The sequence below is a fragment of the Pseudoxanthomonas sp. USHLN014 genome (assembly GCF_037153335.1).
Classification (GTDB): domain Bacteria; phylum Pseudomonadota; class Gammaproteobacteria; order Xanthomonadales; family Xanthomonadaceae; genus Pseudoxanthomonas_A; species Pseudoxanthomonas_A winnipegensis.
This window is the reverse complement of sequence record NZ_JBBCKO010000005.1, coordinates 84,991-111,232: the sequence shown is the minus strand read 5'-3', so window position 1 is coordinate 111,232 and position 26,242 is coordinate 84,991. Positions and strand designations below refer to the sequence as shown.

General features: G+C 71.3%; 19 protein-coding genes. 10 read left to right on the top strand and 9 right to left on the bottom strand.

Annotated features, from left to right (window positions below):
- Window positions 1-5: 5 nt before the first annotated feature.
- On the top strand, window positions 6-800 hold the full coding sequence (locus WFQ05_RS11055; protein ID WP_337053953.1) for an ABC transporter substrate-binding protein: 795 nt from the start codon (window positions 6-8) through the stop codon (window positions 798-800).
- Window positions 801-803: 3 nt separating this feature from the next.
- Here WFQ05_RS11055 and WFQ05_RS11050 read toward each other — a convergent pair whose 3' ends face one another.
- Complete coding sequence (locus WFQ05_RS11050; RefSeq protein WP_337053856.1) at window positions 804-2,174, bottom strand: MFS transporter; 1,371 nt, start codon at window positions 2,172-2,174, stop codon at window positions 804-806.
- A gap of 94 nt (window positions 2,175-2,268) precedes the next feature.
- Between WFQ05_RS11050 and soxR the strand changes: the two genes are divergently transcribed.
- Window positions 2,269-2,703, top strand: a complete 435-nt coding sequence (soxR, locus tag WFQ05_RS11045) for a redox-sensitive transcriptional activator SoxR (RefSeq protein ID WP_337053855.1) — start codon at window positions 2,269-2,271, stop codon at window positions 2,701-2,703.
- A 19-nt stretch (window positions 2,704-2,722) separates the two neighbouring features.
- Here the strand turns inward: soxR and WFQ05_RS11040 are convergent, their stop codons facing one another.
- From WFQ05_RS11040 to WFQ05_RS11030, 3 genes are all read right to left on the bottom strand, one after another.
- Window positions 2,723-3,193, bottom strand: coding sequence for a DUF4426 domain-containing protein (locus WFQ05_RS11040; protein ID WP_337053854.1), 471 nt, complete (start codon window positions 3,191-3,193; stop codon window positions 2,723-2,725).
- 5 nt (window positions 3,194-3,198) lie between these two features.
- Window positions 3,199-4,050, bottom strand: a complete 852-nt coding sequence (gene proC / locus WFQ05_RS11035; RefSeq protein WP_337053853.1) for a pyrroline-5-carboxylate reductase — start codon at window positions 4,048-4,050, stop codon at window positions 3,199-3,201.
- A gap of 233 nt (window positions 4,051-4,283) precedes the next feature.
- On the bottom strand, window positions 4,284-4,937 hold the full coding sequence (locus tag WFQ05_RS11030) for a YggS family pyridoxal phosphate-dependent enzyme (RefSeq protein ID WP_337053952.1): 654 nt from the start codon (window positions 4,935-4,937) through the stop codon (window positions 4,284-4,286).
- Window positions 4,938-5,065: 128 nt separating this feature from the next.
- Here WFQ05_RS11030 and WFQ05_RS11025 point away from each other — a divergent pair, with 128 nt between their 5' ends.
- From WFQ05_RS11025 to WFQ05_RS11010, 4 genes are all read left to right on the top strand, one after another.
- Window positions 5,066-6,103 carry a type IV pilus twitching motility protein PilT gene (locus WFQ05_RS11025; RefSeq protein ID WP_130517185.1) on the top strand — a complete coding sequence of 346 codons (1,038 nt, stop codon included), beginning with the start codon at window positions 5,066-5,068 and terminating at the stop codon, window positions 6,101-6,103.
- Window positions 6,104-6,230: 127 nt separating this feature from the next.
- Window positions 6,231-7,361: a PilT/PilU family type 4a pilus ATPase gene (locus tag WFQ05_RS11020; RefSeq protein WP_130517187.1), complete on the top strand. Its 1,131-nt coding sequence runs from the start codon at window positions 6,231-6,233 to the stop codon at window positions 7,359-7,361.
- Between the two features lie 62 nt (window positions 7,362-7,423).
- Window positions 7,424-7,993 carry a hypothetical protein gene (locus WFQ05_RS11015; protein ID WP_286575161.1) on the top strand — a complete coding sequence of 190 codons (570 nt, stop codon included), beginning with the start codon at window positions 7,424-7,426 and terminating at the stop codon, window positions 7,991-7,993.
- Between the two features lie 137 nt (window positions 7,994-8,130).
- Window positions 8,131-8,826, top strand: coding sequence for a YitT family protein (locus WFQ05_RS11010; RefSeq protein WP_337053951.1), 696 nt, complete (start codon window positions 8,131-8,133; stop codon window positions 8,824-8,826).
- 554 nt (window positions 8,827-9,380) lie between these two features.
- Here the strand turns inward: WFQ05_RS11010 and WFQ05_RS11005 are convergent.
- The 3 genes from WFQ05_RS11005 to WFQ05_RS10995 form a co-directional block, all read right to left on the bottom strand.
- Complete coding sequence (locus WFQ05_RS11005) at window positions 9,381-9,950, bottom strand: DNA-3-methyladenine glycosylase I (protein WP_337053852.1); 570 nt, start codon at window positions 9,948-9,950, stop codon at window positions 9,381-9,383.
- Between the two features lie 36 nt (window positions 9,951-9,986).
- On the bottom strand, window positions 9,987-11,786 hold the full coding sequence (gene recQ, locus WFQ05_RS11000) for a DNA helicase RecQ (RefSeq protein ID WP_337053851.1): 1,800 nt from the start codon (window positions 11,784-11,786) through the stop codon (window positions 9,987-9,989).
- 267 nt (window positions 11,787-12,053) lie between these two features.
- Window positions 12,054-12,602: a Dps family protein gene (locus WFQ05_RS10995; protein WP_130517195.1), complete on the bottom strand. Its 549-nt coding sequence runs from the start codon at window positions 12,600-12,602 to the stop codon at window positions 12,054-12,056.
- An 84-nt stretch (window positions 12,603-12,686) separates the two neighbouring features.
- On the opposite strand from WFQ05_RS10995, the gene hrpA reads away from it, so the two are divergent.
- Window positions 12,687-16,871, top strand: coding sequence for an ATP-dependent RNA helicase HrpA (gene hrpA / locus WFQ05_RS10990; RefSeq protein WP_337053850.1), 4,185 nt, complete (start codon window positions 12,687-12,689; stop codon window positions 16,869-16,871).
- Window positions 16,872-17,026: 155 nt separating this feature from the next.
- Here the strand turns inward: hrpA and WFQ05_RS10985 are convergent, their stop codons facing one another.
- Window positions 17,027-18,826 carry a chloride channel protein gene (locus WFQ05_RS10985; RefSeq protein ID WP_337053849.1) on the bottom strand — a complete coding sequence of 600 codons (1,800 nt, stop codon included), beginning with the start codon at window positions 18,824-18,826 and terminating at the stop codon, window positions 17,027-17,029.
- Between the two features lie 180 nt (window positions 18,827-19,006).
- On the opposite strand from WFQ05_RS10985, the gene WFQ05_RS10980 reads away from it, so the two are divergent.
- The 3 genes from WFQ05_RS10980 (at window position 19,007) to WFQ05_RS10970 (ending at window position 24,047) form a co-directional block, all read left to right on the top strand.
- Window positions 19,007-21,178, top strand: coding sequence for a bifunctional (p)ppGpp synthetase/guanosine-3',5'-bis(diphosphate) 3'-pyrophosphohydrolase (locus WFQ05_RS10980; protein ID WP_337053848.1), 2,172 nt, complete (start codon window positions 19,007-19,009; stop codon window positions 21,176-21,178).
- Window positions 21,179-21,609: 431 nt separating this feature from the next.
- On the top strand, window positions 21,610-23,184 hold the full coding sequence (locus WFQ05_RS10975) for a hypothetical protein (RefSeq protein WP_337053847.1): 1,575 nt from the start codon (window positions 21,610-21,612) through the stop codon (window positions 23,182-23,184).
- Between the two features lie 2 nt (window positions 23,185-23,186).
- Window positions 23,187-24,047: an EcsC family protein gene (locus WFQ05_RS10970; RefSeq protein ID WP_337053846.1), complete on the top strand. Its 861-nt coding sequence runs from the start codon at window positions 23,187-23,189 to the stop codon at window positions 24,045-24,047.
- Window positions 24,048-24,114: 67 nt separating this feature from the next.
- Here the strand turns inward: WFQ05_RS10970 and WFQ05_RS10965 are convergent, their stop codons facing one another.
- Window positions 24,115-26,220 (bottom strand): glycosyltransferase, encoded by a 2,106-nt coding sequence (locus tag WFQ05_RS10965; RefSeq protein WP_337053845.1) that lies wholly within the window; start codon window positions 26,218-26,220, stop codon window positions 24,115-24,117.
- Between the last annotated feature and the right edge of the window lie 22 nt (window positions 26,221-26,242).

The window sequence follows — 26,242 nt, the reverse complement described above, 5'->3', positions numbered from 1 at the left end:
TGGCGATCGGCCCGCGCCGCATCGTCTGCCTCACCGAGGAGCCCTGCGAGACGCTGTACGCGCTGGGCGAATCGGCGCGCATCGTCGGCATCAGCGGCTTCACCGTGCGCCCCCCGCAGGCGCGGCGCGAGAAGCCCAAGGTCGCCGCCTTCACCAGCGCCAACATCGACAAGATCCTGGCGCTCAAGCCGGACCTGGCGATCGGTTTCTCCGACATCCAGGCCGAGATCGCCGCCGCCCTGGTCAAGGCCGGCGTGGAGGTGTGGATCGCCAATCACCGCAGCGTGGCGGGCATCGTCGATTACGTGCGCCGCCTGGGCGCGCTGGTCGGCTGCGCGGCGCGGGCCGAGGCGTATGCCGACGCGCTCGAGCGCGGCCTCGATGCCATCCAAGCGCAGGCCGCGTCGCTGCCGCGGCGGCCGACGGTGTACTTCGAGGAATGGGACCAGCCCCTGATCACCGGCATCCAGTGGGTGGCCGAGCTGATCGAGATCGCCGGCGGCCGCGACGCCTTCCCCGCGCTGTCGCGCGAGCCGCTGGCCAAGGGCCGCATCCTGGCCGATGGCGCGCCGGTGATCGCCGCGGCGCCGGACATCATCCTGGGCTCTTGGTGCGGCAAGCGCTTCCGCCCCGAGCAGGTGGCCGCGCGGCCGGGCTGGGAGGCGATCCCGGCGGTGCGCGAGGGCCAGCTGCACGAGATCAAGTCGCCGCTGATCCTGCAGCCCGGCCCGGCCGCGCTGACCGACGGCGTGCAGGCGATCGCCGCGATCATCCAGGCCTGGAGCCGCCGAACGCGCTGATGCTCAGGCGGCGCCGGTGCGGCGCGCCAGCCACAGCGCCACGCCCGCGCAGCCCAGCGACAGCGCGAACGGCGCCGCATGCGCCAGCAGCGGCGCGCGCGCCAGCAGGGCGGCGAACACCGCCCCCCCGATGGTCAGCATGGTGGCCACCGTCACCGCTTCGCACAGCTGCAGCGCGGCGCTGTTGCGGCCCTGCTCGGCCGGCGGCGACAGCGCCAGGGTCAGCACCGACAGGCTGGCATAGAGCAGGCCCATGCCCAGTCCGGTGCAGGCCCAGCCGAGGATCGGCACCAGGACCGGCAGCGTCGGCCAGGCCACGGCGAAGGTGGTGGCCACGCCGATCGCCAGCAGCGCGCAGCCAGCGCGCACCAGGGTCTGGCGACGCAGGCGCGTCTGGTGGCCCTGGAACCACGAGCCGCAGAACCAGCCCAGCGCGCCCACGCTCAGCGCGATGCCGGCCCGGCTGGGCGACAGGCCGCGGGCCTGGCCCAGCACCAGCGGCAGGAAGGCCTCGCTACCGAAGAACGCCGCCGCGGCCACGCCGCGCAGGCCGACCACGCTGGCCAGCCCGCGCGCCCCGCGCAGCGTCCCGCGCGGCAGCAGCCGCCAGACGCTGACCAGCAGCAGCGCCAAGGCAGGCAGCAGCGCCAGCGCGGCGCGTGCGCCCGGCAGGTGGGCGGCCACGGACAGCGCGCATACGCCGATCGCCGCGCCGACGGCCCAGCCGATCGCATGTCCGGGCGCGCACGCCTGCGTCGGCGCGGGCAGGGCGGCCAGCGCGGGCCGCAGCAGCCAGGCCGCCGGAAGCGCCAGCACCGGCACCGCCAGGAACACCCAGCGCCAGCCCAGGTGCTCGACCACCAGCCCGCTCAAGGCCGGACCGATCAGCGAGGGCACCACCCAGCCCGCGGAGAACGCCGCGAAGATCTTCGGCCGCAGCGCCTGCGGATACTGCCGGCCGACCAGCACGTACAGCGATACCGACAGCGCGCCGGCGCCCAGGCCCTGCACCAGGCGCCCGGCGATCAGCATCGGCATGCCGATCGCCAACCCGGCCAGCAGCAGGCCCACGACGAAGCAGGCCAGCCCGCCCCACAGCGCACCGGCCGGGCCGCGCCGGTCGCACCAGCGCCCGGCCACGGTCATGCCGACCACGCTGGTGGCCAGCGTGCTGCCGAAGGCGAAGGCATACAGCGGCAGGCCGTTCAGCGCCGTGGCCACCGTCGGCATCGCCGCGGCGATGGCCAGGGCCTCGAAGGCGCTGAGCGAGACCAGCGCGACCATGCCCAGCGTGGTGGCCCGATAGCGCGGCGCCAGGACCGAAGTGACGGCGATGCCCTGCTCGGGCGTGGAAGTCGAAACGGAAGCATTCATGCGAACTTTGCTCTTCAGGCGCCGCGGCGGACACGCTTGCCTGGCGGCGGCGGGGACGGCAGCATGCAACCTCAACTTTGCTTGAGGTCAAGCCATGCAGGAACTGGCGGTTGGCGAGGTGGCCCAGCGCAGCGGCATGGCGGTGTCGGCGCTGCACTTCTACGAGAAGAAGGGATTGATCCGCAGCCTGCGCACCGCCGGCAACCAGCGGCGCTACCGGCGCGATGTGCTGCGGCGTCTGGCGGTGATCCGCGTGGCCCAGCGCGTGGGCGTGCCGCTGGAGGCGGTGCGGCGCGCCTTCGACGCGTTGCCCGAATCGCGCACGCCGACCCGGGCCGAGTGGGCGCGCATGTCGGCCGCCTGGAAGCACGAGCTGGATCAGCGCATCCTCGCCCTGCACCAGCTGCGCGACCAGCTCACCGACTGCATCGGCTGCGGCTGCCTGTCCCTGCGCCGCTGCCGGCTGAGCAATCCGGGCGATGCGCTGGGCGCCCAGGGCGATGGCCCGCAGCGGTGGCAGGTGGAGTAGGCGCGCTTTCGAGGGCGCATCAGAAACTGCGTTCGAAGCGCAGCGGGCCGCCGCCGATGTCGCTGGCCACGTCCAGCTCGAAGCGCAGCGTGTCGCGCGGGCTGATCTCCACGCTGCCGACCTGGTCCACGGCATCGCCGGTCCGCACCGGCTTGAAGGTGATCTGCTGGCGACGGCCGGACAGATCCACCGCCACACCGCGCACGCTGCCCTGGACCGGCACCTCGTCGTCGCCCTGCAGCTGCCGCAGCGCCACGATCACCAGCGCCCGGCCGGCGCCGCGGTCCAGTCCGTAGGCCTGGGCCGCCGATTCGGGCAGCGCCAGGCTGGGCAGCGCGTTGTAGCGCACCTGCAGCGCGCCCAGCGTGCGCACGCTGTCCACCGGCGCCACCGGCTGCACGCGCTGCGGCGCCTGCCCGCCCGAACACGCCGCCAGCGCCAGCAGGCTCGCCAGCGGCAGGACGAAGCGCGAGCGCGGACGCGCGGACACGGCGATCAGTCGTTGGCCGCCGACAGCTCGCCGCCGCGCCGTGCGGCCGCGGCGATGGCCTGCGCGGTCAGCGCCTCGAAGCCACCGGCCTGGAAGGTCTCGATCGCGGCCTGGGTGGTGCCGTTGGGCGAGGTCACGCGCCGACGCAGTTCGGCCGGCGGTTCGCCCGCCTCGGTCAGCATGCGCGCCGCGCCGAGCACGGTCTGCAGCGTCAGCGCACGCGCCGCTTCGGCGGGCAGGCCCTGGGCGATGCCGGCCGCCTCCATCGCCTCGGCCAGCAGGAAGACATAGGCCGGCCCGCTGCCGGACACGGCGGTGACCGCATCCATCTGCGCCTCGGTGTCGATCCACACGGTCGGGCCGGCGCTGGAGAGCAGGGCATCGGTGCGCGCACGTCCGGCGTCGTCGACCTGCGGCGTGGCGAACAGACCGGTCACGCCCGCCCCCAGCATCGCCGGCGTGTTGGGCATGGCGCGCACCACCGCGACCTCGCCACCCAGCCAGCGCGAGAGCTGCGCGGCGGTGATGCCGGCGGCGATCGAGACCACCAGCGGCCTGGCCGACTGCGCCGCAGCGGCCAGGCCTTCGCACACCCCGCGCATCACCTGCGGCTTGACCGCGAACAGCCACAGCGAGGCGCCCTGCACGGCCTCGCCGGCCTCCGCGAACACCTGCACGCCGAACTGCCGGGCCAGGCCCTCGCGCAGCTCGGTCACCGGCTCGGCCACGCGGATGCTGGCCGGCGGCGCCCCGCGCGCGATCAGCCCGCCGATCAGACTGCGCGCCATGTTGCCGCCGCCGATGAAGGCGACCGTGTCGACGGCCGGCGCTGCGGATTCGGAACTCGATACGGTCATGGCGGCCTGATGCCCGGTGCGGTAAAGGATCGCCCGGATTATCGCCGTTCCCGGCGCACCGATGTGGAAGCTTCCTTCAGGAGTCTCTTTCCTCTTTGAAGCCTCTTCCCACCTGTAGAGCGGAGCTTGCTCCGCTGCTCTTCGTTGGGTTCGTGGCAAAGCCCCAGCGGAGCAAGCTCCGCTCTACAGGCAGGCGGCTGCGAGATTTGAGAGACAGTGGCTCCCACCAAGCTTCAAGCCTTGACCGGCCGCGCGCCGAACAGGGCGGTGCCCACCCGCACCATCGTCGCGCCCTCGGCCACGGCCAGCGCACAGTCCTCGCTCATCCCCATCGACAGCGTATCCACGCCGGCATGGCGCGCCGCCAGCGCATCGAACAGCTGCTTCATGCGCACGAACGCGGCCCTGCGCAGCGTCGGATCCTCGTGCGGCGCCGGGATCGCCATCAGCCCGCGCAGCGCCAGCCGCGGCTGCGCGGCGATCGCCTCGGCCAGCGCCTGGACCGCTTCGGGCGCACAGCCATGCTTGCTGGATTCATCGTCGATGTTGACCTGGATCAGCACGTTGAGCGGCCCGCGCTGCGGCGACCGCGCCGCCGCCAGGGCCGCGACCAGCTTGGGCCGGTCCACCGTCTGCACCCAGTCGAACAGCTCGGCCGCCAGGGCCGCCTTGTTGGACTGCAGATGGCCGATCAGATGCCACTCCAGCGCCAGCGCGGACAGCTCGGCCCGCTTGGCCTGCGCCTCCTGCACATAGTTCTCGCCGAACACGCGCTGGCCCGCGGCGGCCAACTCGGCCACCGCCTGCGCCGGATGAAACTTGGACACGGCCACCAGCGTGGGCATGGGCCGCTTGGCCGCGTCGGCTGCGTCCCGCAGCCTGTTCAGGGTGTCGCTCAGACGCTCGGAAAGCACGGTAAACAGGCCCGTTGGCAGTGTCGGGAAGGGCGCTATACTGCCTTTCGGGGATGTAGGGTTCCAGTTCGCAACACTTTCCACAGGGGCAAACCAGACGCATGGATATCGCCGAACTACTGGCCTTCTCGGTCAAGAACAAGGCCTCGGACCTGCATCTGTCCGCCGGGCTGCCGCCGATGATCCGCGTGGATGGCGACGTGCGCCGCATCAACATCCCCGCCCTGGATCACAAGCAGGTCCACGCGCTGGTCTACGACATCATGTCGGACAAGCAGCGCCGCGATTACGAGGAATTCCTCGAGGTCGACTTCTCCTTCGAGATCCCCTCGCTGGCGCGCTTCCGGGTCAACGCCTTCAACCAGAACCGCGGCGCCGGCGCCGTGTTCCGCACCATCCCGTCCGAGGTGCTGACCCTGGAGGACCTGGCCTGCCCGCCGCTGTTCCGTGAGATGGTGCAGCAGCCGCAGGGCCTGATCCTGGTGACCGGGCCGACCGGCTCGGGCAAGTCGACCACGCTGGCGGCGATGATCGACTACATCAACAAGAGCGAATACGGCCACATCCTCACCGTCGAGGACCCGATCGAATTCGTCCACACCTCGCAGAAGTGCCTGATCAACCAGCGCGAGGTGCACCGCGACACGCACGGCTTCAACGAAGCGCTGCGCTCGGCGCTGCGCGAGGACCCCGACTACATCCTGGTCGGCGAGTTGCGCGACCTGGAAACCATCCGCCTGGCGCTGACCGCCGCGGAAACCGGCCACCTGGTGTTCGGCACCCTGCACACCAGCTCGGCGGCCAAGACCATCGACCGCATCATCGACGTGTTCCCCGCCGGCGAAAAGCCGATGGTGCGCTCGATGCTGTCCGAATCGCTGCGCGCGGTGATCAGCCAGGCGCTGCTGAAGAAGGTCGGCGGCGGCCGCACCGCCGCCTGGGAAATCATGGTCGGCACCCCGGCCATCCGCAACCTGATCCGCGAGGACAAGGTCGCGCAGATGTATTCGGCCATCCAGACCGGCCAGCAGTACGGCATGATGACCCTGGACCAGCACCTGCAGGACCTGGTCAAGCGCAGCCAGATCACGCGCCATCAAGCCAAGGAATACGCCAAGGACAAGCGGTTGTTCGAGTAAGGCCGGGAATCGGGAGTAGGGAATCGGGAATGGGGCAGGCCGCCATCCCGCGCTTTCCGCTCCCGAGGTGCCCGCTGCCGCGATTCCCGATTCTCCATTCCCGATTCCCAGCTCCGAAGGAGCACGCATGAGCGCCATCGACTTCACCTCGTTCCTCAAGCTGATGGCGCATCAGAAGGCGTCGGATCTGTTCATCACCTCGGGCATGCCGCCGTCGATCAAGGTGCATGGCAAGCTCACCCCGATCACGCAGACGCCGCTGACGCCGCAGCAGTCGCGCGACCTGGTGCTCAACGTCATGACCCCCGCCCAGCGCGAGGAGTTCGAGAAGACCCACGAGTGCAACTTCGCCATCGGCGTGGCCGGCGTGGGCCGCTTCCGCGTGAGCTGCTTCTACCAGCGCAACCAGGTAGGCATGGTGCTGCGCCGGATCGAGACCAAGATCCCCAGCGTCGATGAGCTCAACCTGCCGCCGGTCATCAAGACCCTGGCGATGACCAAGCGCGGCATCATCATCTTCGTCGGCGCCACCGGCACCGGCAAGTCGACCTCGCTGGCGGCGATGATCGGCTACCGCAATCAGAACTCGACCGGTCACATCATCACCATCGAGGACCCGATCGAGTTCGTGCACAAGCACGAAGGCTGCATCATCACCCAGCGCGAGGTCGGCATCGACACCGACAGCTGGGAGAACGCGCTGAAGAACACGCTGCGCCAGGCGCCGGACGTGATCATGATCGGCGAGGTGCGCACCCGCGAGGGCATGGACCACGCCATCTCCTTCGCCGAGACCGGCCACCTGGTGCTGTGCACCCTGCACGCCAACAACGCCAACCAGGCGATGGACCGCATCATCAACTTCTTCCCCGAGGACCGCCGCAGCCAGCTGCTGATGGACCTCTCGCTCAACCTCAAGGGCGTGGTCGCCCAGCAGCTGGTGCCGACCCCCGACGGCAAGGCGCGCCGGGTGGCGATGGAGATCATGCTGGGCACGCCGCTGATCCAGGACTACATCCGCGACGGCGAGATCCACAAGCTCAAGGAAGTGATGAAGGAGTCCACCAACCTGGGCATGAAGACCTTCGACCAGAGCCTGTTCGAGCTCTACCAGGCCGGCGAGATCTCCTACGAGGACGCCCTGCGCTACGCCGACTCGCAGAACGAGGTGCGCCTGCGCATCAAGCTGGCCCAGGGCGGCGACGCGCGCACCCTGGCCCAGGGCCTGGACGGCGTCGAGGTCGCCGAGGCGCGCTGAGCGCAATGATTCAAGGGACCGCGGTGCCCAAGGGGCACTGCCACTGACGACAGGGGATGTTGATGGAACTACAGGCGGAAAATCCGTATCAGGCGCCTCGGGCGCCGCTCGACAGTGTGTCCGCCGGCCCGTCCAGGACGGTGCCTTTGCTTTACGCGCCGGCGACCTGGAAGTTCCTGCTGCTGTCCTTTGGCACGCTGGGCCTCTATCTCATCATCTGGTTCTACCGCAACTGGGTTGCCTTGCGGCGCGCCCGGCAGGTCGATCTCTGGCCGGTACCGCGCGCGATTTTCTCGGGCATCACCGCCTACTTCTGCTTCGAGCAGATGGAAGATCTGCTCGCCAAGCGGATGGGGCGCCGAGCTCCGCAGCTCAATGGCGGGCTGATGGCGTTCCTGTACTTCATCCTTTGCGTGACCTCGCGCCTGCCGCATCCCATCTGGATGATCTCCCTGCTTGCGCCGCTTCCGGTGCTCTGGGTCAACCTGCGGGTGCGCGCGGCCCACCTGGCCAGCAGCGAAGAGATCTGCGCGGACGATCCCCTGTCCTGGGGGGCCTGGATTCTGGTGGCGTTTGGCCTCCTCTTCTGTGCGCTGGCCCTGGTCGGCTTGCTGCTGCCGGATCCGGGCTAAGCGGTTTCCGGCGTAACGAAAGTCGGGACTTGGCTCGCTAAACTGCACGCGCCCCCTCCCTGCTGCCGCCCGCCGTGACACCTGCCAAGCCGCCTTCCGACGCTTCTGCCCTCGATACGCCCGCGCAGGAGATCGGCCTGGACGATGGCGGCGCCGATCATTCGCCGCCGGGCGTGGTGGTCACCTCGGGGCCGCTGACGCCGCCGCCGGATTCGGAAGGCACGGTGGCCGACGATCGGGCCTTCCACCACTCCGTGGCCGAGGACGTGCAGGGCATGGTGCTGGCCACGCTGACCGCCTCGCTGGGACTGGCGGTGTTCGCCAAGGGCGGGCTGATGATCGGCGGCATGGCGGGCGTGGCCTTCCTGGCGCATTACACCTTCGGTTGGAACTTCGGTCTGATGTTCGTGCTGGTGAACCTGCCGTTCTACTGGCTCTCGGTGCGACGCATGGGCTGGGAGTTCACCCTCAAGACCTTCGTGGCGGTTGGCGCCTGCGGCGTGCTCACCGACCTGCTGCCGCACTGGGCACCGTACGCGCAGATGACGCCGCTGTACTCGGCGCTGGTCGGTGGCGCGCTGGTCGGCATGGGCATCCTGTTCTTCATCCGCCACCACGCCAGCCTGGGCGGCGTGGGCATCCTGGCTGTCTACCTGCAGCGCACGCGCGGCATCAGCGCGGGCAAGGTGCAGATGACCTTCGATGCGGTGCTGATGGGCGTGGCCTGCTTCACGCTGGCGCCGTCGAAGGTGCTGTATTCGGCGCTGGGCGCGGTGGTGCTGAGCCTGGTGCTGATGTTCAACCATCGGCCGCATCGGTATATGGGCGTTTGAGGCAGGCGCCTTGAGCGGACGCGCTGGATGTGCCGCTGAGTAACAGCTTGCCTGAATGCCCAAGTCGTCATTCCCGCGAACGCGGGAATCCAGGGACGTTGCTTTTCGGCTTTGAGTACGTGACTTCGCTGGTCCCCAGGCGTCATACGCTGCCGTTGAGGCGGCTCACCACGTGCCGTGGAATTTGCAGGGATTCATGTCCCTTCCCAGCATACGACGCATTGATGTGTGGGGCCTCGCGTCAGCGACATCGGTCGGCTCTGTGGTTCCCGTCATGTCCCTTCGGCGGTGTTAAAGGGATGGGAGAGCAGCAAAAGCGAAAAGCGCAAAGTCCCTGGATTCCCGCTTTCGCGGGAATGACGGAATGGGGTGAACGAAGAGGTTCAAGTACTCGCGGGAATGGCGGAGTGGCGAGGGCGACGAGGTCCTGCTTTCGTGAGAGCGACGGAGTAGAGCGAACCGCGAGATTCGCGCATTTGCAGGGAGTAGAGCGAACGATGAAGTGCCCGTGTCCGCGGGGAGTGGGGCTAGGGACAAGTGAGGAGGCGCTGGCGCTACTTCTTCGTCTTCGCCGACCTCAGTGGCTTGCTCGCCTGCATCCACGCAGGCTTGTGCCTGGCCGCGGCGGCGAACGCCGGGCAGCCTTCGTGGTGTGCGCCGGGCAGGTAGCCCAGGCTCATCAGGAATTCGCCGGTGATCTCGCCGCCGGTGAAGCGGAAGGTCCGCTTGAACAGCTTCACCCAGTCCGCCTTCTCCAGCGGGTGGTGCGCGTCCAGCCAGGCGGCGAAGCTGCCGTGCGAGGCGCGCAGGGTCTGGATGACCTGGGCGTTGTGGATCGCGGCCAGCACCTTGAGGCGGTTGCGGATGATGCCGGCGTCGGCGAGCAGCCGCGCGATGTCGGCCTCGCCGTAGGCCGCCACCTGGTCCACGTCGAAGCCGCTGTAGGCGGCCCGGAACGCCGCGCGCTTGCGCAGGATGGTCTCCCAGCTCAGGCCGGCCTGGTTGATCTCCAGCAGCAGGCGCTCGAACAGCACCGAGTCCTCGCGCTGCGGAAAGCCGTACTCGGTGTCGTGGTAGTCGCCGTGGATCGGGTGGCCGGGGGCGATGGCGCAGTAGCCGCTCATGGGGGCAGTCCGGGTCGGTGAAGAGAGGGGCGGGCGTCAGCCCGCCTCGCGGACCACGTCGATCAGCGCCGGGCCATAGCGGTCCAGCTTGCTGCCGCCCACGCCGCCCACGCGCGCCAGGGCGCGCAGGTCGGTCGGGCGCTGCTGGGCGATGTTGCGCAGCGTTGCGTCGTGGAAGATGACGTAGGCCGGCACGTTCTGCTCCTTGGCCAGCTGCGCGCGCAGGCGGCGCAGGGCCTGGAACAGCGGCTGGTCGGTCTCGGGGACCTCGGCCGCGGCGGGGCTGGTGCCGCCGCTGCGCTGGCGCAACTTGGGCGAATCCTTGCGCAGCAGCAGGGTCTGCTGGCCTTGCAGGACCGGCTTGGCCGAGGGCGTCAGGCGCAGGCTGCCGTGGCCTTCGGCGTCGACCTCCAGCACGCTGGCGGCCACCAGCTGGCGGAACACGCCACGCCAGGTTGCCGCATCGAGATCGCTGCCGATGCCATAGGTGGTGAGCTGATCGTGGCCGAGCTGGCGGATGCGCTCGGTGTCGGCGCCGCGTAGCACGTCGATCAGATGCGCCGCGCCGAAGCGCTGGCCGGTGCGGTACACGCAGCTCAGCGCCTTGCGCGCGGCCTCGGTGGCGTCCCAGGTCGCGGCCGGGGTCAGGCAGTTGTCGCAGTTGCCGCAGGGTTGCGGATAGGTCTCGCCGAAGCCGGCCAGCAGCACCTGGCGCCGGCACTGCATCGATTCGCAGTAGCCCAGCAGCTGGTCGAGCTTGCGCCGCTCCAGGCGCTTGCGCTCCTCGGAGGCCTCGCCCTGTTCGATCATCTGCTTGAGCAGCACCACATCGCCCAGGCCATAGGCCAGCCACGCCTGGGCGGGCTCGCCGTCGCGGCCGGCGCGGCCGGTTTCCTGGTAGTAGCCCTCCAGCGACTTGGGCAGGTCGGTGTGGGCGACGAAGCGCACGTCCGGCTTGTCGATGCCCATGCCGAAGGCGATGGTCGCGCACATGACGATGCCGTCCTCGCGCAGGAAGCGGCGCTGGTTCTCGGCGCGCAGCCGCGCATCCAGGCCGGCGTGGTAGGGCAGGGCGTCGAAGCCCTTCTCGCGCAGGAACTCGGCGGTCTGCTCGACCTTCTTGCGCGACATGCAGTAGACGATGCCGGCCTGGCCCTTGTGGTCCTCCAGGAAGTCCAGCAGCTGGCGGCGGCCGTTGTCCTTCTGCACCACGGTGTAGCGGATGTTGGGCCGGTCGAAGGAGCTGACGAAGCGGCGCGCGTCCTCCAGCTGCAGGCGCTCGGCGATCTCGGCCTGGGTCGGCGGGTCGGCCGTGGCGGTCAGCGCGATGCGCGGCACCTGCGGCCAGCGCTCGTGCAGCACGGTGAGCTGGCGGTACTCGGGGCGGAAGTCGTGGCCCCACTGCGACACGCAGTGCGCCTCGTCGATGGCGAACAGGCTCACCCGTGCGCGATCGAGCAGCGACAGGAAGCGCGGGGTCAGCAGCCGCTCGGGCGCCACGTACAGCAGATCCAGCTCGCCGGACAGCAGGTCGCGCTCGACCTGCTGGGCGGCCTGGGCCTCGAGCGAGGAGTTGAGGAACTCGGCGCGCACGCCCAGCTGGCGCAGCGCCTCGACCTGATCCTGCATCAGCGCGATCAGCGGCGAGACCACGATCGCCGTGCCCTCGCGCAGCAGCGCCGGCACCTGGTAGCACAGCGACTTACCGCCGCCGGTGGGCATCAGCACCAGGGCGTCGTGGCCGCTGGCCAGGTGCTCGACGATGGCGGCCTGCTCGCCGCGGAAACCAGGGTGTCCGAACACCCGGTGGAGGATTTCTAGCGCACGTTCCTGCATGCGTACAGGATACCGGGCCGCGGTCTCATCCCCCAGATACGCAATGCCCGGCGCAGGGCCGGGCATCGACTACAAATCACGTCGGAAATCTCCGACGCTGCACCCCGCATGCCACCTCCAGCGCCCAGCAAGCCCACTGGTGGAGAGCCCCCTTGAGTCAAGGGGGCGCGCCGAAGGCGCGGGGATCTGGGTGCCAAGGCGCGGGGCCCAGCATCTGCGACGCAGATGCTGGGAGGTCATGCCTGCGCCGCAGGCGGGACCGGACCCTTACTGCAACAGCGACCGCAGCATCCACGCATACTTCTCGTGGGTGTTCAGGCGCTGGGTCATCAGGTCCACGGTCGGGTCGTCGCTGCCGTTCTCGGCGGTCTTCAGCGTCTGGCGCGCGGTGCGGCAGACCGCCTCGTTGCCGACCACCAGCTGGCGCACCATCTCCTTCCAGTCGGCGCTGTCGGACAGGCCGGCCTCCTCGGGGATGGAGCTGAGCGCGACGAACTCGCGGTACGACCCCGGCGCGTTGTAGCCCAGGGCGCGGATGCGCTCGGCGACTTCGTCCAGCGCGCCCCACTGTTCGGTGTACTGGGTCTCGAACATCAGGTGCAGCGAGTTGAACATCGGCCCGGTCACGTTCCAGTGGAAGTTATGGGTCTTCAGGTACAGCGTGTACGCGTCGGCCAGATAGTGCGACAGGGCGGCGGCGATGTCCTTGCGATCGGCCGGACTGATCCCGATATCCACACGCGGGGCGCTCGGCGCGGCGGCGGCCAGCGGCGTGCCCTTCTTCTTGGTGGCGGGCTTGGTCTTGGTCTTGGCCATGTGCAACTCCTCATCAGTGGCGATGCGTCACAATAAACGCCGCAGATGAAGATTGGTAATCAAAAGATTCACGCAGAACGATTCATGGCTTCAATCGCCCCGCTTCCCGCCCAGCCCGACGCCGCGCGGCGCGCCATCGATGGCGCGCTGAGCCGCGACCGTGGCCGCCTGCACGGCCTGTGGTCGCGCTGGAAGGCCGCGCCGGAGGACGCGCAGCTGCGCGCGCGCTTCGGCCAGGCGCTGGCCGAGTCGGTGGCCGCCTGCCAGGCGCGCGCGGCCAACCTGCCGGCGGTGACGCTGGACCAGGCGCTGCCGATCGCGCGCGAGGGCGAGCGGATCGTCGAGCTGATCCGCCAGCACCAGGTCGTGGTGATCGCCGGCGAGACCGGCTCGGGCAAGACCACCCAGCTACCCAAGCTGTGCCTGGCGGCCGGGCGCGGCGCGGCCGGGATGATCGGCTGCACCCAGCCGCGCCGCATCGCCGCGCGCGCGGTGGCCAGGCGCGTGGCCGAGGAGCTGCAGGTGCCCATGGGCGGCGCGGTCGGCTACCAGGTGCGCTTCAACGACAACGTCGGCGACGACACGCGCATCAAGTTCATGACCGACGGCATCCTGCTGGCGGAGATCGCCAGCGACCGCTGGCTGTCGCACTACGACACGATCATCGTCGACGAGGCGCACGAGCGCAGCCTCAACATCGACTTCCTCCTGGGGTATCTGAAGCAGCTGCTGCGCAAGCGCCGCGATCTGAAGGTCATCGTCACCTCCGCCACCATCGACACGGCGCGCTTCGCCGCGCACTTCGACGATGCGCCGGTGGTCAGCGTGGAAGGGCGCACCTTCCCGGTGGAAGTGCGCTATCGGCCCCTGGAGGAGTCGGGAGTGGAGCGTGCGGATTCGGGATTGGATACAGCGGATGCTCGCGAGCGCTCGACATCCCGTGCTTCCGCCAATCCCGATTCCCGAATCCCCAATCCCGACCTCACCGTCAACGAGGCGATCGTCGCGGCGGTCGACGAGATCACCCGCGAAGACGCGCGCGGCGACGTGCTGATCTTCCTGCCTGGCGAGCGCGAGATCCGCGATGCGCACCAGGCGCTGGAACGGCGCAAGTACCGCCACACCGAGGTGCTGCCGCTGTACGCGCGGCTGTCGGCCAAGGACCAGGACGCGGTGTTCAATCCCGGCGCGCAGCGGCGCATCGTGCTGGCCACCAACGTGGCCGAGACCTCGCTGACCGTGCCGCGCATCCGCTACGTGGTCGATCCCGGCCTGGCGCGGGTCAAGCGCTACAGCCCGCGGCAGAAGCTGGACCGCCTGCACATCGAGCCGGTCAGCCAGGCCAGCGCCAACCAGCGCATGGGCCGCTGCGGGCGCGTGGCCGAAGGCATCTGCGTGCGCCTGTACGCGCAGGCCGATTTCGAGGCACGTCCGCGCTATACCGACCCGGAGATCCGGCGTTCCTCGCTGGCCGGCGTGATCCTGCGCATGCTGCAGCTGGGCTTGGGCCGGATCGAGGATTTCCCGTTCCTGGAGGCGCCGGACGAGCGCGCCATCGCCGATGGCTGGCAGCAGCTGGTCGAGCTGGGCGCGGTCACCGAGGCCGACCGCCACGGCCTGCGCAAGCTGACCGAGGTCGGCCGGCGCATGGCGCGCCTGCCGGTGGACGTGAAGCTGGCGCGCATGCTGGTCGCCGCGCAGGCGCACGGCTGCCTGCGGCCGATGCTGGTGATCGCCGCGTTCCTGGGGATCCAGGATCCGCGCGAGCGCCCGCCCGAGGCGCGCGAGGCGGCCGACAACGCGCATGCCAAGTTCGCCGATGCGCGCTCGGAGTTCGTCGGCATCCTGCGGCTGTGGGACAGCTATGCGCAGGCGCACGAGGAGCTGACCCAGTCCAAGCTGCGCGACTGGTGCGGGCGCCACTTCCTGGGCTTCCTGCGCATGCGCGAGTGGCGCGAGCTCCATCGCCAGCTGCGGGTGCTGTGCGAAGAGCTGGGCTGGGCCGAAGAACCGGCCGCCGCCGCGATGGCGCCACTGCTGGCCGGTTCGCCCGCCGCGCCGGTGGGGCAGGACGGCAAGCCCGCTTCGCGGCCCACGCGCGGCGAACTGCATCGCGCCGCGCGCCTGGCGCGCGAAGGCAAGGCCTCGCCGCCGGGCGCAGCGCCGGCCCAGGCCGCGCCTGCGCCTGCGGCGCAGGACGACAGCGCGCCGCGGATCAGCGAGCGCGAGCGCAGCGCGGCCTACCAGTCGCTGCACCGCGCGCTGATCGCCGGCCTGCCGACCCAGGTCGGGCATCGCACCGAGAAGGGCGATTTCCTGGCCCCGCGACAGCGCCGGTTCCATCTGTTCCCCGGCTCGGCCCTGGCCAAGAAGCCGCCGGCCTGGGTGCTCACCGCCACGCTGCTGGACACCCAGCGCGTGTGGGGCCTGACCAACGCGGCGATCGAGCCGGACTGGGTGATCGCAGAGGTGCCGCAGCTGCTGGCGCGCAAGCATTTCGACCCGCACTGGTCTCGCGCGCAGGGGCAGGTGCTGGCCTCCGAGCAGATCAGCCTGTTCGGCCTGGTGCTGGCGCCGAAGAAGCCTGTGCACTACGGCCGCATCGCGCCGCAGGAGGCGCATGAACTGTTCGTGCGCCAGGGCCTGGTGCCGGGCGAGATCAATACGCGCGCCTCGTTCGTCGCCGACAACGGCAAGGTGCTGGCCGCCGCGCACGAGGAAGAGGCCAAGCTGCGCCGGGCCGGCATCGTCGCCGACGAGGACTGGCAGGCGCGCTGGTATCTGGACCGCATCCCGGGCGAACTGCATTCGGCCGCGGGCCTGGACGCCTGGTGGAAGACGCTGCCCGACGACAAGCGCGGCGGCCTGCGCTGGTCGCTGGCCGACCTGCTGCCGGGCGAGGGCAGCGAGGCCGATCGCTATCCGAAGTATTTCGCGCTGGGCGATGCGCGCCTGCCGCTGCACTACATCTTCGAGCCGGGCGCGGAGGACGACGGCGTCACCCTCGAGGTGCCGCTGCACCTGTTGAACGCCCTGGATGCGGCGCGGCTGTCGTGGCTGGCGCCGGGCTTCGTCGCGGAGAAGGCGGCCGCGCTGATCCGCACGCTGCCCAAGGCGCAGCGGCGCAACTTCGTGCCGGCGCCGGACTTCGGCCGTGCGTTCTTCGAGGCGCATCGCAAGCCCTCGGGCGACGATCTGCGCGGCGAGCTGGCGCGCTTCCTGGCCAAGGCCACCGGCGTGGCGGTGAGCGCGCTGGATTTCGACGAGGCCGCGCTGGAGCCGCATCTGCGCATGCACCTGCGGCTGCGCGACGAGCAGGGCAAGGTGCTGGCGTCCTCGCGCGATCTGGAGACGCTGCGCGAGCGCTTCGGCACGCAGGCCGGCCATGCCTTCGCCGCGCGCGCCGGGCGGGCGCTGGCCAGCGAGGGCCTGCACGCCTTCCCGCACGACCCGATCCCGCTGCAGGTGCCCGGCGAAGCCGGCGTGCCGGCGTATCCGGCGCTGGTGGACGAGGGCGACAGCGCCGCGCTGCGCATCTTCGCCGACCGCGTGCAGGCCGCCGCCGCGCATCCGCGCGGCGTGCGGCGCCTGCTGGAGCTGGCGCTGGCCGACAAGGTCAAGCAGGCGCGCAAGCAGCTGCCGGTCTCGCCCAAGACTGGGCTGCTGTATGCGGCGATCGAATCGCAGGAGCGCCTGCGCGGCGATATCGTCGATGCGGCCCTCAATGCGGTGCTGGCCGAGGGCCTGGGCGAGATCCGCGACCCGGGCAGCTTCGCCCAGCGCCGCGATGCGGCCGGCAAGGCGCTGTTCGGCGAGGCGATGGAGCGGCTCAAGCTGGCCGAGGCGATCCTGGCCGGCGTGGCCGAGCTCAAGCCCGAGCTGGAGGCGCCGCTGATGGGCTGGGCGCGCGGCAACCTGGACGATCTGACCGCCCAGCTGGCCGCGCTGGTGCATCCGGGCTTCCTGCGCGACACGCCGGCGCCGGCGCTGGCCCAGTTCCCGCGCTATCTCAAGGCGATGAAGCTGCGCGCCGAGCGGGCCAAGCGCGATCCCACCCGCGACCAGCAGCGCATGCTGGAGCTGGTGCCGTTCATGCAGGCGCTGGAGGATGCCGCTGCGCTGGGCCGCGCCGCCTCGGACGACTGGCAGGCGCTGCGCTGGGATCTGGAGGAACTGCGCGTGTCGCTGTTCGCCCAGGAGCTGGGCGCGCGCAGCGGGGTCAGCCCGAAGAAGCTGGCCCAGCGCGTGGCTGCCCTGCAGGGGCGCTGACTCGCTCCCTCCCTTTCGCGTAGCGAAGGGGAGTGCTGGGGAGGGGTGCTGTTGCTTTGGCTCTTCAGACGCTCCGCGAAAGGCACCCCCTCCCAGCCTCCCCCTGCCTGCTGCGCAGGCAGGGGGAGGGGCAGAGGCGCGGCAGCGCCCAGGGGTCACTCATCTCCGCTGACGCGCTCGCCCATCAGCTCGCGTTGCCGCTTCTCCAGCTCCTCGGCGTAGCGCTTGCGCACGAAGTTTTCGGACAGCACGCCGAGCACCTTGCGCTCGTCGTCGACCACGGCCAGTTCATCGGCCTGGGTGGCGTCGAAGACCTTCATGATCGAGACGATGTCGGTGTCGGCGGTCAGCGCCGTGTCGCGGTGCTGGGCGTATTGCGCCACGGTGGCGTCCTCGCGCACGCGGTCGGCGTAGACCGTCGACAGGGGCACCAGCCCGGCGTAGTGGCCGCGCTCGTCCTCCAGCACCACGCGCTGGGTCGAACCCAGCGGGAAGCGGCGGCGGAACTCGGCCACGCTGGTGTCCTGCAAGGTGTGGTTGGCGTCCTTGCGCATCATCTTGCCGGCCGACAGGTTGCGCACCCAGCCCACGTCGCGCGCGCTGCGGATGCTTTCCCCGCGCAGGTGCAGGCGCCAGGTCGAGAACGAATAGCCGAAGGCCTGGCGCACCACCGTGTTGGCCACCAGCACCGCCACCATCACCGCCGTGGTCAGCACGAAATCGTGGGTGCCCTCCAGGATCAGCATGGCCATGGTCATCGGCGCGCCGACGATGGCCGCGGCCAGGGCCGCCATGCCCACCAGCGCCGCGCCGGTGACGTCCACCACCGAGGCCTGGACCAGCTGGTTCATGCCCACTGCGAAGAACGCGCCGACCAGCGAGCCCATGAACAGCGAGGCGAAGAACAGGCCGCCGCGGAAGCCGAAGCCCAGGCAGATGCCCGAGGCCAGGCACTTGAGCACCAGCAGCGTGGCCAGCAGCTGCAAGGTGTTGTCCCCGCCGATGTCCAGGTGCAGCGCGCCGTGGCCGGAGGACAGCACCTGCGGCGAGACCAGCGCCAGCGGGATCAGCAGCAGGCCGCCGATCACCGGCCGGCCCCAGATCGGCAGCTGGATCTTGCCGACGCCGCGTTCGATCCCGGCCACCAGCCGCATCACCGCGATGCCGATCAGCGCGCAGGTCAGCCCCAGGGCGATGTAGATGGCGTAGTCGCGCGGCTCGAGCTGGTAGGCGGTGGCCGCCGGCAGCGTATAGGCCGACGCGCCCAGCGTGTCGGCCATGAACGCCCCGGCCAGCGCGGCGGCGGCCACCGGCGCCAGCGCCGAGGGCACGTAGGCGCCGATGACGATCTCGAAGGCGTAGAACGCCCCGGCCAGCGGCGCGCCGAAGGCCGCGGCGATCGCCCCGGCCGCGCCGGCGCCGACCAGGGTGCGCATGTCGGTGCGGCGCACGCGCAGGATGCGGCCCAGCTGCGAACCGGCGCCCGAGCCCATCTGGGTGTAGGTGGCCTCCAGCCCGACCGAGGCGCCGAAGCCGTTGGACAGCAGCGTCTGCGCGGCGACGATCAGGTTGTCGCGCATCGACATGCGGCCGCCGTGCAGGGCGTTGGCTTCGACCGAGTCGATCAGCGCGCGCTTGCGCCGCCGCGCGATGAGCGTCACCAGCCCGACCAGCAGGCCGCCCAGCGGCAGCACCAGCAGCTGGCTGAGGCTGACATGGTCGAGCATGCTCAGACGCTGGTCCGGCGCCAGGCCGTACAGCCAGGCCTGCAGGCGATGGGCCATGCCGCTCTGCAGGACGGTCAGCGCCGCGGCGATCAGCCCGACCAGCGCGGCCAGGCCGATGAACCACAGGTCGCTGGCGCGGAACTGGCGGCGCAGCCAGTCCAGCGGACGGTGCGCCTGCACGCCGCACCAGTGCGCCAGCGGCTGCAGCCTATCGGCGAGGCCTTGCATCAGGACGCACGCGAACGGTGGCCCCTGCCCGAGCACGCGCAGGCCGGTGCAGCGCAAGGATGCGCGGTGCGCCGGGGGCGGATCGCACGGTGTGTGCGCGGCATGGGTGTTCTTCAACGAGGGGCAGGCCGTTAGTGTAGTCGTACCCTTCGATCCCCACCGTGTGATGGTGCACGCCTGATGTCCGCTTCACCGACGCTGCCGCTGTCCGCCTCCGACGCCGCCCTGTCCGTGCTGCCCGCCGGCCTGCGCGACCAGGTCGAGCCCGCCCTGGCCCAGCCCGGTGCGCAGGACGGCATGCCCGATCCGTGGCCGGTGCTGGCCAACACCCTGGCCACCCTGGCCGGGCTGTCCGCCGACGCCGAGGTGCTGGGCGCGGCCCTGCTGTTCGGCCTGCCGGGCCTGCAGCCGGCGCTGCTGGGGACGCTGCGCACGCGCCATCCCGGCCTGCCGGCGCTGCTGGATGGCCAGGCCGCCGCCGCGCAGGTCTGGGCGCTGCATGCCGAGCCGGCCTCGGCGCGCAACACCGAAGGCCTGCGCCGGCTGCTGCTGGCCATGGTCCACGACCTGCGCGTGGTGCCGATCCTGCTGGCGCGGCAGCTGGCGCGCATGCGCGCGGCCGCGACGCTGCCGGCCGACCAGCGCCGCGAGCTGGCCCTGCTGACCCGCGACATCCACGCGCCGCTGGCCAACCGGCTCGGCATCTGGCAGCTGAAGTGGGAGCTGGAAGACCTCTCCTTCCGCTACCTGCAGCCGGACACCTACCGCTCCATCGCCGCGCAGCTGGACGACAAGCGCGGCGGGCGCGAGCGCTACATCGAGCAGGTCAAGGCGACCCTGCGTCAGACCCTGGCCGCGCACCACATCGCCGCCGAGGTCAGCGGCCGGCCCAAGCACATCTACAGCATCTGGAAGAAGATGCAGCGCAAGCAGGTGGCGCTGGACGAGCTGTTCGACCTGCGTGCGGTGCGCATCGCGGTGAGCGACGTGGCCCAGTGCTACGCGGCGCTGGGCGTGGTGCACGCGCTGTGGACGCCGATTCCGTCGGAGTTCGACGACTACATCGCCCGGCCCAAGGCCAACGACTACCGCTCGCTGCACACTGCGGTGATCGGCCCGGAAGGGCGCGCGCTGGAGGTGCAGATCCGCACCCACGAGATGCACGCCCAGGCCGAGCTGGGCGTGGCCGCGCACTGGCGCTACAAGGAGGGCGGCGGCGATGCCGCCTTCGACCGCAAGATCGCCTGGATGCGCCGGCTGCTCGAGCACGCCGGCGACAGCGAGGCGGGCGATACGGCCAAGGCGGAGGCCGCGCTGGGCGGGGAGTTCGCCGCCGAGCTGGCCGAGGACCGCATCTACACGCTCACGCCCAAGGGCGAAGTGATCGACCTGCCGCGCGGCGGCACGGTGCTGGATTTCGCCTACCACGTGCACACCATGGTCGGGCACCGCACGCGCGGGGCCAAGGTCAACGGCCGCATCGTGCCGCTGGGCCACGTGCTGCGCAGCGGCGACCGGGTGGAGATCATGACCGCCAAGGCCGGCGAGCCCAAGCGCGACTGGCTGCTGCCGGCCAATGGCTTTCTGGCCAGCGCGCGTTCGCGCGACAAGGTGCGCGCGTATTTCCACAAGCTCGACCGCGCCGGCAACATCGCCGCCGGCAAGGAGCTGCTGGAGCGCGAGCTCAAGCGCCTGCATCTGCACCAGCTGGACCTGGGGCCGGCGCTGCGCAAGTTCCGCGCCGAGACCGCCGAGGAGCTGTACATCCAGGTGGCCCTGGGCGACACCGGCCCCAGCCAGGTCGCCCGCGCGCTGCAGGAAGAGCAGCGCGCGCAGGCCGGCGACGGCCCGCTGCCGCCGCAGAACCCGATCCGCCGCCCCGTGCAGCGCGCCCCCGGCGCGGACAAGTCGCGCTTCACCGTGCAGGGCGTGGGCAACCTGCTGGTGCAGCTGGCCAAGTGCTGCCAACCGGTCGCCGGCGAACCCATCGTCGGCTACCTCACCCGCGGCCGCGGCGTCACCGTGCACCGGCGCGACTGCGCCGCGCTGCGCCGGCTGGCCGCCCAGCATCCGCAGCGCGTGCTGCCGGTGGAGTGGGGCGTGGCCGGCGGCGGCTACGAGGTCGATGCGCTGATCAGCGCCATCGACCGCAAGTGGCTGCTCAAGGACATCACCACGCTGATCGCGCAGGAGGATGCGCACGTGCTGGACATCCACAGCGACAGCGCCGGCGGCGCCGGCAAGATCCGCTTCCGGCTGAGGCTGAAGGTCTCCGACTACGGTCAGCTCTCCACCCTGCTCGGCAAGCTGGACGCGCTGCCCGGCGTGCAGGACGCGCGCCGCGCCGGCTGAGCGCAGCTTTCAAGGCGCGTTCTTCCCACGCAGCAAAGCGCGCCTTCGGTTGTCCGCGCCGCGCAGTGGCCTCCGCCGCAGCTTTTGGCCCCCTCCCTTTCGTGCGCAGCACGAAGGGGAGCTCGAAGTCGCGGCGAGCGACTGAGGGGGAGGGGTGCTGTTGCTTCTGCACTTCAGGCACCACGCGAAAAGCACCCCCTCCCAACCTCCCCCTGCCCGCTGCGCGGACAAGGGGAGGGGCAGATGACCTCTCCGATCGTCGTTCCTGTGGACGTGGGAACCCAACGCCTTCTGCATGCAGGGCGAGAGGCACTGGATCCCCCTTGTTCGCGGGAATGGCGATGGGCTGAAGTGTTTAGCTTCTCCCGCAAATCTGCCGTTCAGCATAGGGAACGGCTTGTCACGTTGGCTGGCGGATACTGCCGCGCGTGATGGAGCCGCACGACCGATTGCCTGACGGCAGGATCGAACCGCGCATCGACTGGCAGGCCGCGCCAGGCGAGCCGGATCGCGTGCGCCCGCTACCGGTGCGGCGCCAAACGCGGCGCTGGCCGTGGATCCTCGGTGCGGCCGTGCTCGCGCTGCTGGTCGCGGCGGTGGCGCTGCGCCAACCGATCGCCGACCGGCTGTGGCAAGGCACGCGCGTGCAGGCCCTGCTCGACCAGGGCGAGGCGGCGCTCAAGCAGGGTCGGCTGAGCGCGCCGGACGGCAGCGGCGCGCGCCAGCGTTTCGAGGCCGCGCTGGCGCTGGACAACGACCGCAGCGAGGCACGCGACGGCCTGGCCCGCGTCGGTCGCGCCGCGATCGGCCAGGCGCGCGCCGCGCTGGCCGCAGGCGATCTGGCCGGCGCGGGCCAGGCACTCGATCTGGCCCGCCAGCTGCAGGTGCCGCGCGCCGACGCCGACGCGATCGCGGCCGAACTGCGCCAGCGCGAGGCCCGCGCCGCCGGCATCGGCACGCTGCTGGCCCAGGCCGTGGCCGCGCGTGCGGCCGGGCGCATCGTCGGCGGCGACGATGCCGCGCTGCCGCTGTTCCAGCGCGTGCTGGCGCTGCAGCCGGACAACACCACCGCGCTGGAGGGCCGCGAGGATCTGCTGTCCGACCAGCTGCAGCAGGCGCGCCGTGAACTGGCGGCCGGGGAACTGGCCCAGGGCGCGCAGCTGATCGAGCAGGTGCGCGGCTTCGACGCCGGTCACTTCGACCTGCCGGCCGCGCGCGCGCAGCTTGCGCGCGCCCTGGACGATCAGCGTCGCCAGGCCGAGGCCGACCTGCGCCGCGGCCGCTTGGACGCGGCGCTGGAGCGCTACCGCGCCGTCCTCGCCGCCGCGCCCAGTGATGCCGCCGCCACGAGCGGCGTGCAGCAGGTCGCCCGGGCCTACGCCGAGGACGCACAGCGCCAGGCAGCCGATTTCGATTTCGAGCAGGCGCGCGCCGCGCTGGCCCAGGCCCGCGCGCTGGCGCCGCAATCGGCGGCCGTGGCCGAGGCCACGCGCGCGATCGAGCGCGCCCAGCGCAGCCAGGCGCGGATGGAGCACGCCGCGCCACCCTCGCCGCAGCGCCAGCGCCGCGTGATCGCCCTGCTGGAAGAGGCCGAGCGCGCCCAGGCCCGCGGCGACTGGGTCGACCCGCCGGGCGAAAGCGCCTACGACAAGCTGCGCGCCGCCCAGGCGCTGGCGCCGGACGACGCAGCCGTGCGCCGCGCCGCGCAACGCCTGCTGCCCAACGTGCAGGGTTGCGTGAGCCGCGCGCTGGCCGCCAACCGCGTGCGCGCCGCGCAGACCTGCCTGGATGCCTGGCAGGCCATGGCGCCGGGCGATGCCAGCCTGGCGGCGGCGCGCCGGCAGCTGGCGATGCGCTGGATCGACATCGGCAGCGAGCGCCTGGGCGCCGGCGAGCTGGGCGTGGCCAGCGAGGCCCTGCAGCGCGCCCGCGGCCTGGACCGCAGCGCGCCGGGGCTGGCCGACTTCGCCGCGCGCATCGCCCACGCCCGCGCCGGAGGCGGCTGAGCATGGCCCGCGCACAGCCGCTGGTCGGCGAACTCATCCCGGCAGGCCAGGCCGGCACGCTCGGCCCGCATGAGCTCGAACAGCTGCGCCAGGCCGTGCGCAGGCTGGAACACCCCAGCTTCGGCGCGCGCGTGGCCAACCTGGTCGGCGCGCCGGTGGAGCGGCTGGTTGGCTTCCTGCCGCGTCGGGCCCATGCGCTGATCGCCGCGGCCACGCGCAAGGCCATCGGCGCGGCCCTGCGCCTGTCGCTGACCACGCTGGACACGCGCGTGCCGGCCGAGGGCGCGCGCAAGTCCTCGGACTGGTGGCATCTGGGGGCGACCTCGGCCACCGGCGCCTTCGGCGGCGCGTTCGGCCTGACCGCGCTGGCGATCGAACTGCCGCTGACCACCACGATCATGCTGCGCTCCATCGCCGATATCGCCCGCAGCGAGGGCGCCGACCTCAACGACCCGGCCGTGCGCCTGGAATGCGTGCGCGTGCTAGCGATGGGCGGCCCGTCCTCGGCCGACGACGCGGCCGAGGTCGGCTATTACGCCGCGCGCGAGGCGATGAGTCGCATGGTCGCCGACGCGGCCACGCACGTGGCCCGCCACGGCCTGCAGAAGGAAGGCGCGCCGGTGCTGGTCGGCCTGGTCAAGGCCATCGCCGAGCGCTATTCGATCCAGGTCAGCGAGAAGGCCGCCGCGCAGTGGATGCCGGTGCTCGGCGCGCTCGGCGGGGCGACGGTCAACGCGGTATTTACCGACCACTTCCAGAGCATGGCCCGCGGCCACTTCGTCGTCCGCCGCCTCGAACGCCTGCACGGCCCGGAGACGGTGCGCGTGGCGTATGAGGCGCTGGCGCGGCTGATGGAGGACTAGGGGAAGAGGAGTGAGCAGAAGCAGGAGCGCCTGCGTTTGCTCTTAGTCGCTCCTCACGCCTCTCCACTCACTCCTGCTCCAAAAACAGCCGTCTCACCGTCGCGCGTGCCGCGTCGAGGGAGAAGTGCCGGCGCACATTGTCCAGGCCGTTGTCCGAGAGCTGGCGCCATAGCGCGGCATCGCCGTCCAGGCGCAGCACGGCGTCGGCGAAGGCCTCGGGCGTGTCGGCCACCAGCACATCCAGCCCGTCGCGCAGGTGCATGCCTTCCACCGCGATCGAGGTCGCCACCACCGGCAGACCGTGGGCCATGGCCTGATTGACCTTGCCCTTGACCCCGGCACCGAAGCGCAGCGGCGCCAGCGCGATGCGGCTGGCGTCCAGCAGCGGCTGCAGGTCGGGCACGTGGCCGTGGACGATGAGATGGGCGCCGGCCAGGCGCCGCACTTGCGGCGGCGGGTCCATGCCCACCACGTGCAGGCGCAGGCGTGGGGCGCGCGCCAGGATCAGCGGCAGCACCTGCTCGCCGAACCACACCACCGCATCGACATTGGGCGGGTGGTGGAAGCCGCCGACGAACAGCAGATCGGCGCGGTCCTCGAACGCACCGCCGGGCGTGGCCGGGCGATGCAGGTTGGACAGGATCTCCACGCGCACCTGCGGCGCCACGCGCGCCAGTTCCTCGGCTTCGACCGGGCTGACCACCACGGTGGTGTCGGCCGCGGCCATCACCGCCAGTTCGCGCGCCTGGGTGGCCTGCGCCTGGCGCAGCATGGCCGCATCGCCGCCGGTCTGCGCGCCGCGCTGCTCGCGCAGGTAGTGCAGGTCCACGGTGTCGAACACCACCTTGGCCTGCGGCGCATGCGTGCGCAGCAGCGGCACCACCGCGTCGGCCACGTAGTGGCGGCAGACCATGGCCGTGGCGAAGCGCGCGCCGTGCTGGCGCAGGAAGCGCGGCAGGGCGGTGGCGAACGGCGCGTACCAGACCTCCACGCCCATGGCCTGCAGCGCCTCGGTATAACCCGGCACATGGGCCAGGTCGGTGGCGACGAACACCACGTGCGCGCCTTCTTCCTGCAGCAGCGCGATCAGGTTGACCAGGCGCAGCGAGGCCGAGTCGCGGTCCGGCCGCGGCGTCATCGAATCGATCAGCAGCACCTGGCGCTGGTGCGCGTGCAGGCTGGCGGGCGAGGGTTCGCTGCGCTGGCTGGGGTGTGCGCTCAGCGCGGTCTGCCACTTGTCGGCGAACACCCGGGCGTTGCGCACCTGGTAGGCCTTGATGCCGCTGCCGGTGTCGTTGCCGGCCGTGGCGCCTTCGCGGTGCACGACCACCGAGGCCGGCTGGTACAGCACGCGTCGGCCGGCCGCGCGCACGGCGAAGGCCAGGTCGGTGTCCTCGTAATAGGCCGGCGCGTAGCGGGTGTCGAAGCCGCCGACCTGTTCGAACAGCGCGCGCGGGATCGCCACCGCGGCGCCGGACAGGTAATCGGCCGCGCGAACATAGTCATAGCGCGGGTCGTCGGGCGAGTCGAAGCGGCCGTAGTTCCAGGCCGAGCCATCGGCGAAGACCACACCGCCGGCCTCCTGCAGGCGGCCGTCCGGGTAGACCAGCTTCGCCCCCGCCAGGCCGGTGCCCGGATGGGTGTCGAAGGTGCCCAGCAGCGCCTCCAGCCAGCCGGGCTGGGGCAGGGTGTCGTTGTTGAGGAAGACCAGGTAGCGCCCGCGCGCCAGCGCCGCGCCGTCGTTGCAGGCGGCGATGAAACCGCCGTTGCGCGGCCGCAGGTGGTAACGCAGGCCCTGCACCTGCGGCAGGCAGGCGGCGGTGTCGTCGGGCGAGCCGTCGTCGACCACGATGATCTCCACCGGCAGCGCCGGCGGCCGGGCAGCCAGCGCGCGCAGGCAGTCCAGGGTCATCTGCAGCTGGCCGTAGACCGGGATGATCAGGCTGGCCAGTGGCGCCGCGGAGGCCGGCACGGCGAAGGGCGAGAACGGCTGCGAGGCCGGCAGCCACAGCGGCCGGGCCGGGGCGGGGCGGTTCAGGGCGCCGGCCAGGCGCTGCCAGGCGCGGCGGGCGGTCGGGGCCAGGCCGCGGCTGCGCGCGCTGGCGATGACGCGCCGCAGGGTGGAGGCCGCGCGCGTCCAGGCAAAGCGCGCCTCATCCCACAACATCCTCATCAGAACTCAACTCCGGCTGATC

Bases quoted from the DNA above. Each gene is read 5' to 3' on its own strand.
- WFQ05_RS10980 (WP_337053848.1), top strand. From the start codon at position 19,007: ATGTCCGCTTCACCGACGCTGCCGCTGTCCGCCTCCGACGCCGCCCTG.
- hrpA (WP_337053850.1), top strand. From the start codon at position 12,687: ATGGCTTCAATCGCCCCGCTTCCCGCCCAGCCCGACGCCGCGCGGCGC.
- WFQ05_RS11025 (WP_130517185.1), top strand. From the start codon at position 5,066: ATGGATATCGCCGAACTACTGGCCTTCTCGGTCAAGAACAAGGCCTCG.
- WFQ05_RS10975 (WP_337053847.1), top strand. From the start codon at position 21,610: ATGGAGCCGCACGACCGATTGCCTGACGGCAGGATCGAACCGCGCATC.
- WFQ05_RS11015 (WP_286575161.1), top strand. From the start codon at position 7,424: ATGGAACTACAGGCGGAAAATCCGTATCAGGCGCCTCGGGCGCCGCTC.
- proC (WP_337053853.1), bottom strand. From the start codon at position 4,050: ATGACCGTATCGAGTTCCGAATCCGCAGCGCCGGCCGTCGACACGGTC.
- recQ (WP_337053851.1), bottom strand. From the start codon at position 11,786: ATGCAGGAACGTGCGCTAGAAATCCTCCACCGGGTGTTCGGACACCCT.
- WFQ05_RS10970 (WP_337053846.1), top strand. From the start codon at position 23,187: ATGGCCCGCGCACAGCCGCTGGTCGGCGAACTCATCCCGGCAGGCCAG.
- soxR (WP_337053855.1), top strand. From the start codon at position 2,269: ATGCAGGAACTGGCGGTTGGCGAGGTGGCCCAGCGCAGCGGCATGGCG.
- WFQ05_RS10995 (WP_130517195.1), bottom strand. From the start codon at position 12,602: ATGGCCAAGACCAAGACCAAGCCCGCCACCAAGAAGAAGGGCACGCCG.
- WFQ05_RS11020 (WP_130517187.1), top strand. From the start codon at position 6,231: ATGAGCGCCATCGACTTCACCTCGTTCCTCAAGCTGATGGCGCATCAG.
- WFQ05_RS11005 (WP_337053852.1), bottom strand. From the start codon at position 9,950: ATGAGCGGCTACTGCGCCATCGCCCCCGGCCACCCGATCCACGGCGAC.
- WFQ05_RS10985 (WP_337053849.1), bottom strand. From the start codon at position 18,826: ATGCAAGGCCTCGCCGATAGGCTGCAGCCGCTGGCGCACTGGTGCGGC.
- WFQ05_RS11050 (WP_337053856.1), bottom strand. From the start codon at position 2,174: ATGAATGCTTCCGTTTCGACTTCCACGCCCGAGCAGGGCATCGCCGTC.
- WFQ05_RS10965 (WP_337053845.1), bottom strand. From the start codon at position 26,220: ATGAGGATGTTGTGGGATGAGGCGCGCTTTGCCTGGACGCGCGCGGCC.